Source organism: Sphingomonas sp. FARSPH (assembly GCF_003355005.1).
In the GTDB taxonomy this organism is placed as follows: domain Bacteria; phylum Pseudomonadota; class Alphaproteobacteria; order Sphingomonadales; family Sphingomonadaceae; genus Sphingomonas.
This window is the reverse complement of record NZ_CP029985.1, coordinates 942,418-959,899: the sequence shown is the minus strand read 5'-3', so window position 1 is coordinate 959,899 and position 17,482 is coordinate 942,418. Positions and strand designations below refer to the sequence as shown.

The window sequence follows — 17,482 nt, the reverse complement described above, 5'->3', positions numbered from 1 at the left end:
GCCGCCCTCGCTTCCCCGTGCGATCGGGGTTAGACGAGGCCCGATGCGCCTGCTGCTGGTAGAGGACGACGGCGACGTCGCGGAAACCCTGACCGCTTATCTCGAGCGGCAGGGCTTCGTCGTCGATCGTGCCGAGACGCTGGCGGTGGCGCAGGACGTCATCCTCGATAACGACTTCGACCTCGTCCTGCTCGACCGGTTGTTGCCCGATGGCGACGGCGTGTCGCTGATCGGCTTTGCCGAGACGCACAAGCGGCCGCAGCGGTTCCTGCTGCTCTCGGCGCTCGCCGGCATAGACGACAAGGTGACCGGGCTCGAACTTGGCGCGCACGATTACATCGCCAAGCCGTTCGAACCGCGCGAACTCGTCGCCCGCATCCGCGCCGCCCTGCGCCACAGTCTGGATGTGCGGCGCGAGGTGCGGCGGTTCGGCCCGATCCTTCACGATGTCGAGGGCGGCGGCTTCTTCGTCAACGATGCGCCGATGTCGCTGCGCCGGTCGGAGGCGCTGGTGCTCGCGGCGCTGATGGTGCGCAACGGCGCGCTCGTCCGCCGCGAGACGCTGGAGGCGCGCGTCTATGGCTACGACAAGTTCGTCACCGGTAACTCGTTGGAATCGACGATTTCGCGGCTGCGCAAGGCCTTGGCGACGAAGACCGATGCGGTGAAGGTCTCGTCGGTGCGCGGCGTCGGCTACCAGCTCGTCGAAAACCCTCCGTCCTGACCTGGCGCCTGCAAGGCTGGTGCAAGCCGGCTATGCCAGCACGATCGTCATGCTTCTTCACCCGGATGCTTCATCGATGCCCATGACCGATCAGGCGCAGGCCGCGCGCGAGCAGGCACAGGCCTTCCGCACGACGTTTAACGCCATCCGCGACCAGGTGCGGCGGATGATGGTCGGGCAGGACGACGTGATCGACGGCGTCCTCACCGCGCTGATGGCGGGTGGGCATGTCCTGCTCGAAGGCGTGCCGGGGCTCGGCAAGACGATGCTGGTCAGCTCGATCAGCCGCGCGGTCGACCTGCCGTTCTCGCGGATCCAGTTCACCCCCGACATGATGCCCGCGGACATCATCGGGACGACGATGCTGGCCGAGGCGGCGGGCGGCGGCCACGAGCTGACCTTCCAGCAGGGCCCGATCGTCGCCAATCTCGTTCTCGCCGACGAGATCAACCGGGCGACGCCGAAGACGCAGTCGGCGCTGCTCGAAGTCATGCAGGAACGGCAGGTGACGGTGGGGCGGCGCACGATCCGGATGCCCGATCCCTTCTGCGTCATGGCGACGCAGAACCCCGTGGATCAGGAAGGAACCTATCCGCTGCCCGAAGCGCAGCTCGACCGGTTCCTGTTCAAACTGATCGTCGGCTATCCGACCGAGGCGGACTATCACACGATCATCGACCGTACGACCGGAGGGGCGCAGGTGACGATCGACGCCGTGACCGATGCCGCCACGCTGGTCGCGCTGCGCGACGTGGTGCGCCAGGTGCCCGTGCCCGAGGTCGCGAAGAGCTATGCGATCCGTCTGGTCATGGCGACGCAGCCGGGCAGCCCCTACGCGCCCGATGCGATCAACCGCAGCGTGGCGCTGGGCGCATCGCCCCGCGGCGTGCAGGGCCTGATCCTCGCTGCCAAGGTCCGCTGCCTCCTCGACGGCCGCTTCGCCGTTGCGTGCGACGACATCGCGGCCATCGCGCATGCCGTGCTGCGCCACCGCGTCATCGTCAACTATCAGGCTCAGGCCCGTGGCGAGGGGATCGAACAGTTGATCGACGCGATCCTTCGCGACGTGAAACACCCGGTCGACATGGTGTAAGGCCGCCGCGCCGTCGATCAACGAGCTGCAAATCCTAAGCCTGCCAGCCGCCGCCCAATGCGAGGAAGAGCTGTACCTGGTCCGCCGCAAGTCGACTATCCGCCGCGGCGAGCGTCTGCTCGGCGCCGATCAGGGTCCGCTGCGCATCGAGGACAGGCAGGAAGCCGGTGCGCCCCGCTCTGAACAGTCGTTCCGCATCGCTGGCCGCGCGCGCGGACTGGTCGCGGGCGGCGCTCAGCGCCGCACGGCGATCGAGATCGCGGGCGTACATGGTCAGCGCGGTTTCGGTCTCGCGCAGCGCGCCGAGCACCGTCCCATCGAACCGCGCATAGGCGGCATCGGCGTCCGCCTGCGCGCTGGCGATGCGGGCGCGAACCCGCCCGCGGTTCGGGAATTCCCAGCTGATCAGCGGACCGAGCGAGAATTTGTAGGTGTCGTTGCTGAAGGCGTTGCGCAGCAACCCGACCGAACCGCCCGACGCGCCCAGGGTGATGCGTGGATAGAGTTCGGCCTCTGCGATCCCGATCCGCGCCGTGGCTGCGTGCAGTTCCAGTTCGGCGCGGCGCACGTCCGGACGCCGCCGCAGCAAGGCGGCACCGTCGCCGATCGGAATCGCCCGATCGAGATGCGGCTCCTGCGTACAGGTCGCGACGCCACGGTCGAACTCGGCTGGGGGGCGGCCGGTCAGCGTCGCCAGACGGAACAGCGCGACCTGCTTGGTCCCGACCAGGGCCGGCAAGGTGGCTCGGACCTGTTCCTCCTGCGCCCGCGACCTGGTCGCATCGAGCGAGATGCCGCGTCCGGCCCGGATCAGCCGCTGCGTCAGGCCGGTGGTGCGCGATTGCAGCGCCACCGCCTGCTGCGCGACACCGATTTCCCGGCCTGCCGCACAGGCATCGAGATAGGCGCGGGTCGTATCCGCCACGACGGTCGCGCGGGTCGCGTCATAGGCGGCCTGGGTGGCCGCGACATCCGCCCCGGCCGCTTCGATCGCGCGCTTGATCTGCCCGGCAAGGTCGACCTGGTAGGAAATGCCCGCGCTCGCCGAATAGACGAAGGCCGGGGGGAGGGGCGCGCCGGGCAGCAGCTCTTCCTCCGCCGATCGCTGGGCGTAGCCGGGCGTGGCCTGGATCTGCGTCTGCGGCCGGCGGGCGTCCTCGGCGAGACCGAGCGCGGCATTCGCCCGCGCGATGTTGGCGCTGGCGATCCGCAGGTCGGTATTGTGCGCCAGCGCGTCCTGAACCAGCCGGTCGAGCACCGGATCGTTGTACAGCTTCCACCAGTGATCGGGCAGCGGAGCAGGGGTGAAGGCCGCGGCCTTGCCGCTGACGAAGGCACCCGTCGCGCTGGGGCGTTCCGCGATCGCGTCGGCGGGCCTGTGGTAGTTCGGGCCCGCCGTGGTGCAGCCCGCGAGCAGCGCCGCCACGATGGACGGAAAGAGAGCGCGCCGCGTCATGCCCGCCTTCCCTGCGAGGGGGCCGGTTTCGTCGGCGGCAGCACCTCGACGGTTGCCGTGCGGCCGACCACCAGCGCCGTGCCGGCGGGCAGGCGATCGATGGCGACGCGGACGGGAATGCGCTGCGCCAGCCGAACCCAGCTGAACGTCGGGTTCACATTGGCTAGCAGGCTCGCACCGGAATTGCGGTCGCGATCCTCGATGCCGCCGGCAATACTCTGAACATGTCCCGCAATCGTCGCCCGGTCACCCATCAGGCGGACCTGCACCGGGTCGCCGACATGGATGCGGGCGAGCTTCGTCTCCTCGAAATAGCCGATGATGTGGAGCGAGCTTTGGTCGATGATCGCGAATTCCGGGTGGCCCGCACTGGCATAGTCGCCGGGGCGCAGGTCCAGGTTGGAGACCATCCCCGCGACGCTGGCACGAACTTCCGTCCGGGCAAGATTGAGGCGGGCGGTATCGAGCGCCGTCCGGGCCTGTGCCAGTGCCGCGTCGATCTGTGCGACCTTCGCCAGGCTCTGCTCCTGGACTTCTCCGGCGACCAGATCGCCCAACGTCCGGTTGCGCCGTGCCTCGCGCCGGGCCTGGGCCAGTTGCACCTGCTGAGCGGCGACGGCGGCCTCCGCCTGTGCCACGGCCAGCCGATACCGCGGCCGGTCGACCTCGAACAACGGCGTGCCGGCGGTCACCTGCTGATTGTCATGAACGAGGACCGTGGTGACCAGCCCGGATACATCGGGCGCCACCTGGACCACATCGGCCCGGACGCGCCCGTCGCGTGTCCAGGGATCCTCCTCGTAATGGGCCCACAGGCGTTGCCCGGCGAAGCCGGCAAGGGCGACGACCACGAGCGTCACGGCGACGCGCAGGAATGCAGTCTTGTTCATGTCTCTAACCGAAAGGGGCGGCCGGATTGCCGCCGTTGAGGAGCGTGGCGAAACCAGCCCAGAGGATCATCGTCAGCGCCACGTCGAACAGGCCGCGATGCCAGACGAAGCGATACAGTCGCAGACGTGCCAGCAGCCAGGCGACAGCCTCCGCGACGACGAACGCCAGAATGGCGGCGATCAGCAGCGGGTGGATATAGACTCCGGCAAGATCGACGTCCCCCATCATGCGGCCTCCCTCTGCTGTTCCCAGGCGGGTGCCTCCGGAAAGAAGTTTCGCCGTAGCCCGGTCAGCGCGGCGAGTTCGTTCCACCGGGTCTCGGAGACGGGCCGGTCGATCGCGGACGCGATGGCCGCGTCGATCCGGGCAAGGAGCGTGGATGCCGGCGCTGCCGCCGTGTCCGTGTCGCAGGTGCGGTAATGGGCCGCGACATCGCGTCGCAAGGCTGCGATCTCCGCCGTGTCGCCGATCCTCTCGGGCGCGAGCTGGGTCACGTTCACCCCGACCCGCAGATCGCGCAGCGCCGCCATGCCGACATCGCGATCCGCCTGATCGACATCGCCCAGGCGCGTCGCCAGCAGCCCGACCCGGTCGAGCATGCGACTGGTCCACCTCGCGACCGCCAGGCCGGACGGACGGGATGCGAGATCGGCCAGTTCGCGCCAGCCCGCACGGCGCAGCCGCCGCACGGCCGTTCCGGCGCCGAGGCTGCGGAAGATGCGCGTCGTGAGGATCGCGGCCGCCACGCCCACCGACTGGGCGATACTGCCGTTGAAGAAACCGGCCGCGTCGACGGAGAAGGTGTTGGTCAACGCCAGACCGCCGGCCAGACCGATAACGATCGGTAACATCCGGCCATACCAGTGCGGCAGCGCGAGCAGCGCGCCGGTCGTCAGCAGTGCCGGTGCCAGCACCAGCGTCAGCGTTTCGAAGCTGTGGACCAACGGCAGAAGCGCGAAGAGGTAGAGCGCCGCCAGCGGTACGGATACGGTGATCCAGATCAGGAACCCGCGTTGCGCGGGAACCGGATCGTCGATCGTCCCGAACAAACAGCATACGACCGCCGCGATCATGGCTGCGACCGCGCCCTCCGGCCAGGCGGTGAGGATCCAGAACGCGCAGCAGCCCAGCGTCGCGATCACGGTCGCCGTCGCGGACAGCAGCGCCAGTGCATAGTCTCGGTGGAGCGGCCGGCGCTGCCGCTCGCGCAGCAGGGCGCGGATATGGTCCGGCATCGACCCGGTGGGCGTCGTCGCCTGCGCGGCCACCTGCCGTGTCGTATCGAGCGCCACGACCAGCTCGCTGAGGCGGGCGAGCAGATTGGCGGTCAGCAAACCGGCCCATGTCCGCATGGGGTCGTCGGCGGCCAGCGCCTCGCAACGCGCGACGAGGGCGGCAGGCGTGGCGCTGTCGGGTTCGCGGACCCAGCGCCGGATATCGTCGATCAGCGCAGCCACGGGGCCGGGAAGTGCGTGGATGGCGGCGAGGCCGCGGATGCGGTCCTCGACGGCGGACACGAGCGGAAGAAGGAGCACCAGCCGGTCCTGCAGCGCCGCCAACACAGCCTGGGTCGGCCGTTGCGCCGCGGTGTCGAACGGGACATGCGTGGCCATCACGTGCAGTTCGGTGACGTCGCTGGCCAGACGGCGCCGCCTGGCATCGCCGCGCGCCGGCGCCTCCGGGGCGAGAGAATCGACGATCCACCTTTCCGCCTCGTCGAGCACGGCTTGAATACGCGTGCGTAGCAATGCCGTGACGCTGCGCGGCCAGACGGCGGCGTGGATGATCGCGGCGCAGGCGACACCGATACCGATTTCCTGTGCGCGGAGCACGGCCACCTGAAAGATCGCCTCCGGGTGGGTGACGCTGGGAAAACCGATCAACGCCGCAGTATAGCCGGCGAGCATGAACACATAGGACCTCGGCGTACGGTCGAGCAGCGAGATGAACTGGCAGCCCGCGACCCACAAAGCGAGCGCAAGCGAAAGCAACACCGGCGCGTTGGCCAGCAAGGGCACGAGCACGACGGTGACGGCCGCCCCGACGATCGTGCCGATCAGACGGAACACCGCCTTGGATCGCACCGCGCCGCTCAGCGGCTGGCTGGTGATATAGACGGTCGCCATCGCCCAGAACGGTCGCTCCAGCCCCAGCCGGAACGACACGAACAGCGCGAGCATCGCCGCTGCGAAGCAATTGGCGGAGAAGACCGCCTCCCGCAAACCGATCCGCATGCGCTCAATCCGCCTCTGACGCGCCGATCGCCTCGCCAAGCCGCTCGAGCACGCGGATGGCGGTGGCCAGGTCGTCGGCGGGGATACCGGCAAAGAGCGCAGACCGGACTTCCGCGGAGCGAACCTCCGCCTGCGCGGCAAGCGCCCGGCCTGCGGGCGTGAGATGGATCGTCTTGGCGCGCTTGTCGGAGGCATCCGCGCGTCGCTCCGCAAGGCCCGCCCGTTCGATCTGGTCGACGAGCGGCACGACCGTCGGGCCTTCCACGCCGAGCTGCTCTGCCAGCATGCCCTGACGCACGCCGTCCTCCATGCGACCGAGCAGCATCACGGCGAGCGCCGAGGCGTGCGAAAGCGAGAGTCCCGCCAAGGCACGATCGAGGTGCCGCCTGTATGCGCGGGCGAGCAGGATCAGCGTGGCCGCGATCCGGCGTTCGAGGTGGCTTCGATCGGACATTATGACGATAGATAGCTATCTATCTATGTTCGCACAATCGGTTTTGGAGCGTGCTGAGATGCAACAGGTAAACAGTTACCGGTTGCGCAAAACCTGCCATGATCGGCTGCGAGGCGGGAGACGACGGGTGAAGGGCAGGATGCCGTGAGTGCCGATCGATCGATGACGGACCGGAGCGGCAGCGCCGCAGCGGCTGCCGAGGCGCCGGTCCACCGGCTCAACCTCAACCTGCTCTACCCGCTCGACGCGATCCTGCACGCGCCGACCCTGACCGAGGCGGGACGGCGGGTGCGGCTCAGCCAGTCGGCGATGAGCCACGCGCTGCGTCGCCTGCGCGAGCATTTCGGCGACGACATCGTCACCCATGCGGGCGGCGACCAGCAACTGACCCCGCTCGGCCTGGCGTTACGCGGCGAGGTACGTCGGGTGTTGCGCGACGTCGACGGGACGCTCAATCTGTCGCTGTCCTTCGATCCGCTGACCAGTACGGGCACGATCACGGTCGCTGCGTCGGACGTGGTGGAACAGATGCTCCTGGGCCCGGTCATTCGGCGCCTGTTGAAGGCCGCGCCTCGCCTGACGATCAACGTCGTTCCATTGGACGCCGACGCCCCGCGCCGCGCGCTGGACGAGGGTGCCGAACTGCTGTTGCTGCCTGACGACGTGGCGTTGGCGGACCTTGAGACCTTGCCCATCCTGACCGATCACGTCTCGTGTCTGATATGGACCGGCCATTCCGAACTTGCGGACCGGTTCGACATCGACGAGGCGCACTATCGCGCCGCGCGGCACGTCATCGCCCGCGACGAGCGCATGCCGTTCCTGGCCCTGGACCGCCGCACGACCGAAGCGCTGAAAGCGCGCCGAATCGTCATGCGGACCAGTTCGCAGGCGGCTCTGCCTGCGATCGTCATCGGCAGCGACCTGATGGCGACGGGCAGCAGCTGGCTGTTCCAGCATTTCGCATCCATGATGCCGGTCAGGGTCGTCGCAGCGCCGTTCACGCAGCGACAGACCGTCATCGTGGCGCAATGGGCAGCATACCGGCGGCGCGACCCGATGCTTGCGTGGTTCGTCGAGCAGATCGAGGCGTATGTCGCGTCGTTCTCGCTCATCCGACAGGAGATGACACCCCATCGATAGCGTTCATGGCCGATATGAACACTTCGAATTTGCGTGTAACCTGACTGAAGCATAGCCTTTCCCTCGACGGGAAGTTCCCACTGGGGCGTCAGCCACCAAGACAGGGATACCGTCAAGCAGGAGGACGGTCGCGGTCGCAGCCGATTTGGAAGCGACTGTTCTTTCGCCGCAAGGCGAGTCCGTTTTGTCACAGGGTTCCGGTCCGATCAGGTGCGCGACGATGTCGGCGCATGGGATGGCGCGCGCCCTGAGAGGGGGATGATCATGCTTGGTATGACTGCAAATGCACGCATTCTGTTGGGAGCGGCAAGCCTTGGGGTGATCGCTGCCGCCAGTGTCGCTCTACCATCGTCTGCTGCCGCCCAGGCGGCGCGCAAGGGCAACGTCAGCCTGTCGGCGATGCCGATGGAGGCCGCGTTGCGCGCGATCGCCGCACAGACCGGCGAAACGATCAATTTCGACCCTGATGCGGTCAAGGGTCTGACCTCGCAACCGGTGCAGGGCGCGCGGAATGCCCGCCGCGCAGTGCAAGCGGCGATCGCGGGCACCGGCCTTACCGTCATCCCGGGCGCGCAAGAGGGATTGGTCGTCGTCAACGAGATCGTCGTGACCGCCCGCCGCGACGAGGCGGAGACCAGCGTGCTGGTCCGCCAGGCGACGACGTCCGACCGCAACGGTCTGGGGCTGCGCGATCAACCGCGCAACACGCAGGTCATCACCGCCAAGACGATCGAGGATCAGCAGGCGCTGGATATCACAGATGTCCTGCGGAATGCCGGCGGCGTCTCGACGCAGTTCAACAACCCCGGTGGCGGTTCGACCTATACGGTGCGCGGTCTCAATGCCAGCGGCCTGATCAACGGGCTGTCGGCCGCGGGGCAATATGGCATCACCGCCGGTGCGAGCCAGCCGGTCGCCAATATCGAACGGGTGGAAATCCTGAAGGGACCGGACGCGCTGCTGGCCGGGTTCGACAACCTTGGCGGCAACATCAACGTCGTCACGAAGAAGCCGAGCGCCGAAGAGCGACTGGCAGTCAGTTTCGACATGGGCTCATTCGGGCTTGTACGCGGCGTCATCGATGCCAACAACGCCATCACCGCCAACAACAAGCTGTCAGGCCGGGTCGTCGCGAGCGCGCAGACGATGGATCGCAATTTCGGCGGGTACACCGGCAACAAGAACTGGCTGTTCGCGCCGTCGCTGCGTTTCAAGGATCGGCTGACCGACATCGTCATCGGTGCGAGCCTGTCGAACGATATCAATGGCCTGACGCCCTACACGCTGTTCAATCGGATGAATCGACAGATCATCGACCGTGATCCGTCGGTGCCGATCTATTCGTCGAACCAGCAGATTCGGCAGGATACCTCGCGCTTTTACTTCGATGCCACGCGGGCCGTCACCTCGGGCATCGACATCGTCGTGCGCGGCCTACATGACCAGACCCATCTGGGGCTCGACCTCTATCCGCTGTCCTACAGCACGCGGCGCAACAACCTCCAGTTGGCGATCCGCGGATCGGCGCAGCGCGGCACGTCCAACGCTATCGACGGTTTCGTTCGGATCAAGGCGCATATCGCCGACGTCGTGAAAATGCGACTCAACGTCGGCTACAATTTCAGCAAGGGCTTCTCCGAATCGCTGAGCAGCACGCAATATATCGTCATCAACGATGCGCCTGCGGGTACCATCCCGCTCGGGGTCAACAATACCCTGGCGGTCCAGCCGCGCCCCGCCGTCAACCCCGCGTCCTACCGGACAGGCTCGCAGCAAGAGGGGTTATATGGCCAAGCTATGGTCGAGGTCTGGAAACTGAAGGTCCTGGGTGGGGTCCGCAAGAGCTGGTATGAAAATACGTTTGAATTCTACGGAACGCCGCCTGCCGCGCCCAACCGGGCGAATGCGACATCGCCCAACTTCGGTGTCATCTTCGATGCTACCAGCGATTTCTCGATCTTTGCCAACTACATCAAGGGCGTCTCGCCAGTGACGTCTTTGGCGTTCGACAAGAGCCAGCTGCCGAACATCACCACGACGAACAAGGAAGCCGGCGTCAAGCTCGACCTGTTCCATAAACGCGCGACCATCAATGCCTCGTATTTCGACGTGATGCAGGACAACGTGCTGCTGGCGGATCCGGCGCACCCGGGCTTCCTGCTGCCGGGCCCCGGCCAGCGCGGCCGCGGCGTCGACCTCAATGTCGTTGGTCAGATATTGCCGGGATGGACGGTCCAGGGCTCGTTCACGCGCACGAACTACAAGTTGCTGGTGCCGACAACGACCCGCACCGTCGCGGCGCAGCAACCGCGCGACACGTACAGCCTGTATTCGACGTATCGTACACGCATCACCGATGATGTGAGCGGTGGTATCGGCGGCGGTCTGTTCGGTCGATCCAGCTCGTTCGCCGATTTCCTCGGCCAGTATGTGGTACCGGCAGCGCACCAGGTCGATGTGAACGGCTTCGTGTCCTATAAGGGGTTCGACATCAATCTGGGTATCCGCAACCTGTTCGACCGGCGCAACTATGGGGTGACGACGTCGCCGGATTTCGTGCCTTACGGAGAGACGCGCAACGTTCGTCTGAGCATCTCCAAGCGCCTGTTCTGATCGGGTAGTCCAGCGATGATACCACCCCCCGCCAATGTCGAGGAGACCCGCCGAGAGGCGGGTCTCCAGCCTGCCCAGCCCGCGCGAGAGCGCTGGGCGCATGCTTGGCGGATCAGCACGCGCTACTTCGTATCCGACGATTGGAAATGGGCGTGGTTCCTGGTCGTCTGCTACTGCGCGATCGAAATCGGCACCACCTATGCCTTCGTGCTGTCCAACCATTGGCAGCGCAACTTCTACGATGCGATCGAGCAGCGGCAGGGGGGGCTGTTCCTGTCGCTGGTCTTCGCCTTTGCGATGATCATCGTTCTTCAGATCGGAACGTCTTTCGCGCACAACATCGTCGGCTGGACCCTGTCGATGCGGTGGCGCCAGTGGATGACGGACTGGTATCTGGGTCGCTGGTTCGCGCGTGATCGTTTCTACGAGATCGAGCGGTTGCGGATGATCGACAATCCCGACCAGCGTATTGCCGAGGACGTGAAGGAATTCACGTCGATGGGGCTGATCTATGGCACGTCACCGCTCAGTATCTTGATCTCGCTGGTGTTCAGCCTGGTACGCGGTATCATCTTCGCTACGATCCTGTTGCAGACGTCCTCGCCGATCAGCCTTCCGGTGTTCGGTTATCGCCTGCCGTTGCCGGGCGGCGATCTGGTCTGGTTCGCTATCGTCTATGTCCTGTTCGGCACGGTCTTCATAACGTGGATCGGCAAGCCGTTCGTGCGGCGCCGCATGCGTGAACAGCATTATGAAGCCGATTTCCGCGCCGATCTGCTCCACGTCCGGCGCAACGGCGAGCAGATTGCCTTTTCCGGTGCGCAGGCGGTCGAGCAGGGCGGGCTTCGCATGGGCTTCGCCAATATCCGGCGCAACTGGTATCGGCTGATGCTGGCCAATGCGGGTCTGCAGGCCGGGCAGGGCGTCTATCAGCAGGTCATGGGGATCGTGCCGCTCTTCCTGACCGTGCCGAAATATTTCGCGGGCGCGATCACCTTCGGTCAGGTGCAGGCGGCGCGCGATGCCTTCACCCAATTTTCGAGCAACCTGTCCTATATCGTCATCGCTTATCCCGGCATCGCCCGCCAGATCGCGAACTTCAACCGCCTGAAGGCGCTCGACGACGCGATCGATTACGAACGGCCGCGCGGCATCGGCTTTACGCCCGGCGGCACGCCCGAGGGCGTCGCGATCCGCGCGAGCGGCCTGATGCTGCGTCGCCCCAATGGCGAGCCCTTGTTGGAAGTGTCGGACTGGACGATCCGTGACGGCGAGCGCTGGGTGATCGAAGGACCTTCGGGGACGGGCAAGACCACGTTGCTGCGCGCCGTTGCCGGGCTCTGGCCCGATGGGGCGGGCCAGGTGGCGATGACGAAGCGGGGCACGGCGATGCTGGTGCCGCAGCGGTTGTACCTGCCGCTCGGTACGCTCAAGACCGCCATCTGCTTCCCCGACCGGGCCGAGGATCACGACGACGCGACCATCGCAGGCTTGCTGGAGCGGGTCCGGCTCGATGCCCATGTCGACGCGATGCACGAGTTGCGCATGTGGCAGGACGAGCTGTCGCCCGGCGAACAGCAGCGCGTCGCACTCGCCCGCATCCTGCTCCAATGCCCCAGCCTCCTCGTGCTGGACGAGGCGACCAGCGCGCTGGATGCCGACAATGCCGCATATTTCTACCGGTCCGTGGTGGATGCGCTGCCGGATGCGACCATCGTCAGCGTCGTCCACAACGAGAAGCTGGCGACCTATCATACGCATCGCCTGGCGCTGCATCACGGCCATGGCACCCCTTCGCGACTGGACGGCGCGGCATGACCATGCTGTTGACGCATGGCGAGACGGCCCTGCGCGAGGCGGCGCAGCAGGCGGTCGAGCTGGCGGCCGGGCGGGGCGCGCGGGCGCGGGCCTCGGTCCATCACGAGGGGATCGCCAAGATCGCGATGCGCGGCGGCGAGGTGGAGACGGCCGAGCGCAGCGGTAGCCAGGGCCTGGGCCTGACCGTCTTTCTCGATGGGCGCCGGGGATCGGCGTCGACCGCCGGGTTCGACCGGGCGGCGATCGAACGGGTGGTCGAGGAGGCGATGCTGATCGCCGGCCATGTCCAGCCCGATCCCGATGCGGACATGCCCCCTGCCGACCGGCTGGCCTTTTCGGGGCCCGCGCCCGTGCTTTACGCCGACAGCCAGCGCAGCCCCGAAGCGATGCTGGAGGCGGCGAGCGCGATGGACCGGATCGCGACCGGCATCGCGGCGTCGGACAGCCGCCTGCGCGCGGGCGAATCGGTGGCGGTGGCCACCGAAGGACTCTGGGCGCTGGCGACCAGCGACGGCTTCTGCCGCAGCGTGATGCGCTCCAACGACACGCGCTGGACGGTCATGCTGGCGCAGGACGAGGGCGGCAGCACCTCGGATTTCTGCCAGTCGCGCGAGCGGCGGGCGGAGGCGTTGCTGTCTGCCGAACAGCTGGCGACGACCGCCGCCGACCGTGCCCGCAGCGCGCTGGGCGCGCGGGCCGTCGACAGTCGTCGCTGTCCGGTGCTGTTCGAGCCGCGCACGGCAGCGACCCTGGTCGGGGAACTGGCGGGGGCGCTGACCGGTGCCGCGCAATATCGCCGGATGAGCTTCCTGCCCGATCCGATCGGGCAGCGGGTGGCGGCCGAGCACCTGACCTTGTGGGAAGATCCGTTCGAGCCGCTCGGCATGGCCAGCGGCGGCTTCGATAGTGAGGGGATCGCAGGATCGTCGCGCGCGATCGTGCGAGCGGGCGTGGCCGAAGGGCTGTTCCTGTCGAGCTTTACGGCGCGCAAGCTGGGTATGGCGTCCACCGGCAACGCCGATGGGCATTACAATCTGACACTGACCAGCATGGCGGACAGCAGCAATTGGGACGACATGCTTCGGATGCTCGACACCGGCCTGATCGTCACGCAGTTCCAAGGCGGCAAGACCGATCCTGCCAGCGGCAATTGGACGCAGGCGGTGCAGGGCCTGTGGGTCGAGGGCGGGCAGGTCGTCCATGCCGTCACCGACGTGACGCTGGCCGGGAACGTGATGGCGATGCTGACCGGCATCCGCTCGGTGGGCCGCGATGTCGAGCGGATCGGCGCGATCCGCACCGGCTCGATCCTGATCGACGACATGCAGGTGGGGGGCAAGGCATGAACGGCGGCGACACGGCGCTCGACCGCGCGCGCGCGCGGCTGCTCGGCCCGGCGGGACTGGACGAGGCGGCGATCGGCCGCGCCCTGGGCGAACTGGCCGGCGGCGGCGCGGATCTGGCCGATTTGTATTTCGAGGCGACCAGTACGCGGAACTGGCAGCTTGAGAACGGACGCGTCACCCAGGGGGGCTTCGTGACGCGGCAGGGGGTGGGCGCGCGGGCGGCGCATGGCGGACAGGTCAGCTTCGCCCATTCCGCCGATATCCGCGAGGGCGCCCTGCGCGATACGGTGCGAGCGGTGCGCACGCTGGAGCGACGCGGCGACGCGGGGCGGCACCCGCACGGCATCGCGCTGGATCGCCGGGCGGGCGGCCATGATCTCTATCCCGCGATCGACCCGGTCGCGGTCGAGGATGCGACCGCCTGGATCGCAATCCTGAAGCGGATCGACGACCTGGCCCGCGCGCACGATCCGCGCGTCGCGCAGGTCAACGCCAATGTCCGCGCGACCGATGCCACGATCCTGGTCGCCGAGGTCGACGGCCTGCTGGCGGGCGATGTGCGGCCGATGACCATCCTGTCGGTGGTCGTGATCGCCGAGCAGGCAGGGCGCCGCGCGCGCGGTCAGGCGGGGCTCGGGCGGCGGGGTGGCCTGGCGGCGTTCGGCGCGGCCGAGATCGACACGATGGTCGCGACCGCCGTCCATATGGCGCTCAACAATCTCGACGCGATCCCCGCGCCGGTCGGCGAGATGCCGATCGTGCTGGGCCCCGGCTATCCCGGCGTGCTGTTCCACGAGGCGGTGGGGCACGGGCTGGAGGGCGACCATCACCGCAAGCACCTCTCCGCGTTCGACGGCAAGGTCGGCGAACGGATCGCGGCGCCCGGCGTGACGGTGATCGACGACGGCGGGATCGCGGGGCGGCTGGGGTCGCTGGGCATCGACGACGAAGGCTCCGCGCCCGACCGCACCGTGCTGGTCGAGGACGGGGTTCTGACCGGGCTGATGCAGGACCGGCTGAACGCCGGGCTGATGAACGCGCGGTCGACCGGCAACGGCCGGCGCCAGTCCCATGCGCATCTGCCGATGCCGAGGATGACCAATACCTTCCTCGCCAACGGCACCGCCGATCCGGCGGACATCATCGCCTCGATCGACCGCGGCATCTATGCGACCGAATTCGACGGCGGGCAGGTCGATATCGTCACCGGTCGCTTCAACTTCACCACGATCGAGGCGTGGCTGGTCGAGAAGGGCAAGCTCGTCGCGCCGGTGCGCGGTGCCACGCTGATCGGCGTCGGGCACGAGGCGCTGCGCCATATCTCGATGATCGGCGACGATCTGGCGCTCGATACCGGCATGGCGACCTGCGGCAAGCAGGGCCAGACGCTGCACGTCAGCGTCGGCCAGCCCACGCTGCGCATCGACCGGATGATGGTCGGCGGACAGGCCGGCTGACCCCAATTTTTCCAGAGGATAGGTATCATGCGTCACGCGACCGAGCAGGATTTCGACGACATCGTCCTGAAGAACGACAAGCCCGTGCTGGTCGATTTCTGGGCGCCCTGGTGCGCGCCGTGCAAGGCGCTGGCGCCGACGCTCGACGAGATGGCCGAGGAATATGCCGACGAGATGGAGATCGTGAAGGTCGATATCGAGGCCAATCCGAAACTGGCGGAGCGGTTTGGGGTTCGCGGCATTCCGCTGCTGATGATCGTCAAGGACGGCGCGGAGACCGCCCGCACTTTCGGCACCGTGTCCCGCAGCCGCCTGGATGCCTTCGTCGATGCGAACGTAGGAACGGCATGATGGAGGGGATCGCATTCCACGGCGATCCGGCGGTCAAGGCGCAGGCGCTGGAGCGGCTGCGCAGCCATATCGCGGGCGGCAGCTTTGTCTACTTTCCCGCATGGGAAGACGGCAAGGCCAATGTCATCGGCGCCGTCGTCGAAGCGGATGACACGCCGGCGTATGCCGACCGGCTTGGATATCCGCTCGCGCTGGCCGACGCGCTGCCGATGTTCGTCAACGGCTTTCGCCCGCAGACCGAGGCCGAGCGTTTCGCCATCGCATGGCTGGATCGGACGCCCGTCGGAGCCGACCTGACGCGCGTCGTCTCGCAGCTGGTGCTCGACCTGCTGGGCAACGAGAGTCTGGCCACGCTGACCGCACGCCACCCGGACGTCGAGCAGACGCGCCAGGCGATCATGGCTCTGCACCGCCGCGCCATCGCGGGCGACGAGGTCGATCGCAAGACCTGGAAAGCAGCCCGTATGGCCGCGGTCGGCGCGACCGATACCCTGGACGAGGGATCTCTCGACCGGCGGGCGGGGCAGGTCGTGGAGGCGGCGGCCTGGCCGAGCACCATGCGCACCGTCCTGCGCGATACGCTCTCCGGGCTGGGAACGCTCGAGCTCCACCTCGCCTTGAACGCCATCGGCTGGACCGAGGAAGACGAGAGCCGCGTCTTCCATCTCCGCGAACGGGCCGAGACGGAAGGGTATAAGGCCGACTTCAGCGGGCTCGACCGCGTGCTGGCGATCCTGGACGCCGACCATCCGGACCTGGGCCGGCGGTTTCGCATGCGGCTCGACCGCGTGGAGGGGGCCAGCGCGCGATACCGGACGATGGGCTGGGCAACGATCGACATGATGGAACGTGCACCGCTCTTCGCCGAGCCGGTCGCCGCGCACTGAGATTGGAACGCGGAATGCCGGAACTTACCGGACCGGACGTGCGACACAGCAAGGTTCTCATCATCGGATCGGGGCCGGCGGGCTATACCGCCGCGGTCTATGCCGCACGCGCCGCGCTCGCGCCGACGCTGATCGAAGGGCCGCAGCCGGGCGGGCAGCTGACCATCACGACCGATGTCGAGAACTGGCCCGGTGACGAAAGTGTGCTGGGGCCCGACCTGATGGCCCGCATGGGCGAACAGGTGCGCAAGGCCGGGGTCGACGTGGTCAGCGACCTGATCGTCGAGGTCGACCTGTCGCGAACGCCGTTCCTAGCGATCGGCGACGACGGCACGCGGTATACCGCCGATACGATGATCGTCGCGACCGGTGCCTCGGCCCGCTGGCTGGGCCTCGACAGCGAAACCGCGTATCGCGGCCGCGGGGTATCGGCCTGTGCGACGTGCGACGGCTTTTTCTACCGCGGGCGCGTCTGCGCGGTAGTCGGCGGCGGCAATACCGCGGTGGAGGAGGCGCTGTACCTCACCAATTTCGCCGAGAAGGTGTATCTGATCCATCGGCGGGACGCGTTGCGCGCGGATCGCACCAACCAGGCGCGGCTGCGGGCGAATCCCAAGGTGGAAATGATCTGGAACGCCGAAGTGGCGCAGGTCGTCGGCGATGCCGGCGGCGTGACCGGGATCGATCTGCGCGACACGCGCGACGGGACGCGAAGGCATCTGCCGGTTCACGGCCTGTTCGTCGCGATCGGCCACGATCCCGCCACGGCGCTGTTCAAGGGACAGCTGCGCATGGATGACGAAGGCTATATCCTCGTCACCCCCGGTTCGACCGCGACCAGCGTGCCGGGCGTGTTCGCCGCGGGGGACGTGCAGGACAAGCTGTTCCGTCAGGCGGTCACCTCTGCCGGGATGGGCTGCATGGCTGCGCTGGAAGCCGAACGGTTTCTTGCCGGGCACAATGCCCATGGAATCGCCGCGGAGGGTGTCGACACCCCGCTGCTGACCTGACCTGC

General features: G+C 67.4%; 15 protein-coding genes. 10 read left to right on the top strand and 5 right to left on the bottom strand.

The window, feature by feature from the left end; genetic code table 11:
* Nucleotides 1–43 precede the first annotated feature (43 nt).
* Complete coding sequence (locus DM480_RS04720; RefSeq protein WP_115377808.1) at nt 44–724, top strand: response regulator transcription factor; 681 nt, start codon at nt 44–46, stop codon at nt 722–724.
* A 76-nt stretch (nt 725–800) separates the two neighbouring features.
* Entirely contained in the window at nt 801–1,817 is a 1,017-nt protein-coding gene (locus DM480_RS04715; RefSeq protein WP_115377807.1) for an AAA family ATPase, read from the top strand.
* Between the two features lie 34 nt (nt 1,818–1,851).
* Here the strand turns inward: DM480_RS04715 and DM480_RS04710 are convergent, their stop codons facing one another.
* From DM480_RS04710 to DM480_RS04690, 5 genes are read right to left on the bottom strand one after another with little or no spacing between them, the layout of a single operon-like run.
* Nucleotides 1,852–3,273 (bottom strand): efflux transporter outer membrane subunit, encoded by a 1,422-nt coding sequence (locus DM480_RS04710; RefSeq protein ID WP_115377806.1) that lies wholly within the window; start codon nt 3,271–3,273, stop codon nt 1,852–1,854.
* Nucleotides 3,270–4,163 carry an efflux RND transporter periplasmic adaptor subunit gene (locus DM480_RS04705; RefSeq protein ID WP_115377805.1) on the bottom strand — a complete coding sequence of 298 codons (894 nt, stop codon included), beginning with the start codon at nt 4,161–4,163 and terminating at the stop codon, nt 3,270–3,272. The genes DM480_RS04710 and DM480_RS04705 overlap by 4 nt, the downstream gene beginning before the upstream one ends.
* 4 nt (nt 4,164–4,167) lie before the next feature.
* A complete protein-coding gene (locus DM480_RS04700) occupies nt 4,168–4,392 on the bottom strand; it encodes a DUF1656 domain-containing protein (protein ID WP_115377804.1) in 225 nt (74 codons plus the stop codon).
* Nucleotides 4,389–6,398: an FUSC family protein gene (locus tag DM480_RS04695; RefSeq protein WP_115377803.1), complete on the bottom strand. Its 2,010-nt coding sequence runs from the start codon at nt 6,396–6,398 to the stop codon at nt 4,389–4,391. Before DM480_RS04695 ends, DM480_RS04700 begins: the two co-directional genes overlap by 4 nt.
* Before the next feature lie 4 nt (nt 6,399–6,402).
* On the bottom strand, nt 6,403–6,852 hold the full coding sequence (locus tag DM480_RS04690) for a MarR family winged helix-turn-helix transcriptional regulator (RefSeq protein WP_115377802.1): 450 nt from the start codon (nt 6,850–6,852) through the stop codon (nt 6,403–6,405).
* 162 nt (nt 6,853–7,014) lie between these two features.
* Between DM480_RS04690 and DM480_RS04685 the strand changes: the two genes are divergently transcribed.
* The 8 genes from DM480_RS04685 (at nt 7,015) to trxB (ending at nt 17,477) form a co-directional block, all read left to right on the top strand.
* On the top strand, nt 7,015–7,995 hold the full coding sequence (locus DM480_RS04685) for a LysR family transcriptional regulator (RefSeq protein WP_115377801.1): 981 nt from the start codon (nt 7,015–7,017) through the stop codon (nt 7,993–7,995).
* Between the two features lie 318 nt (nt 7,996–8,313).
* On the top strand, nt 8,314–10,608 hold the full coding sequence (locus tag DM480_RS04680; protein WP_198665897.1) for a TonB-dependent siderophore receptor: 2,295 nt from the start codon (nt 8,314–8,316) through the stop codon (nt 10,606–10,608).
* Nucleotides 10,609–10,623: 15 nt separating this feature from the next.
* Nucleotides 10,624–12,426, top strand: a complete 1,803-nt coding sequence (locus DM480_RS04675) for an ABC transporter ATP-binding protein/permease (RefSeq protein WP_198665896.1) — start codon at nt 10,624–10,626, stop codon at nt 12,424–12,426.
* Nucleotides 12,423–13,772 (top strand): TldD/PmbA family protein, encoded by a 1,350-nt coding sequence (locus tag DM480_RS04670; RefSeq protein WP_115377799.1) that lies wholly within the window; start codon nt 12,423–12,425, stop codon nt 13,770–13,772. Before DM480_RS04675 ends, DM480_RS04670 begins: the two co-directional genes overlap by 4 nt.
* Nucleotides 13,769–15,229 carry a metallopeptidase TldD-related protein gene (locus tag DM480_RS04665; RefSeq protein ID WP_115377798.1) on the top strand — a complete coding sequence of 487 codons (1,461 nt, stop codon included), beginning with the start codon at nt 13,769–13,771 and terminating at the stop codon, nt 15,227–15,229. Before DM480_RS04670 ends, DM480_RS04665 begins: the two co-directional genes overlap by 4 nt.
* A 27-nt stretch (nt 15,230–15,256) precedes the next feature.
* A complete protein-coding gene (gene trxA, locus DM480_RS04660) occupies nt 15,257–15,580 on the top strand; it encodes a thioredoxin (protein WP_115377797.1) in 324 nt (107 codons plus the stop codon).
* Nucleotides 15,577–16,467: a hypothetical protein gene (locus DM480_RS04655; RefSeq protein WP_125471468.1), complete on the top strand. Its 891-nt coding sequence runs from the start codon at nt 15,577–15,579 to the stop codon at nt 16,465–16,467. The genes trxA and DM480_RS04655 overlap by 4 nt, the downstream gene beginning before the upstream one ends.
* A 14-nt stretch (nt 16,468–16,481) precedes the next feature.
* Nucleotides 16,482–17,477, top strand: coding sequence for a thioredoxin-disulfide reductase (trxB, locus tag DM480_RS04650; protein ID WP_115380855.1), 996 nt, complete (start codon nt 16,482–16,484; stop codon nt 17,475–17,477).
* Nucleotides 17,478–17,482: the final 5 nt, after the last annotated feature.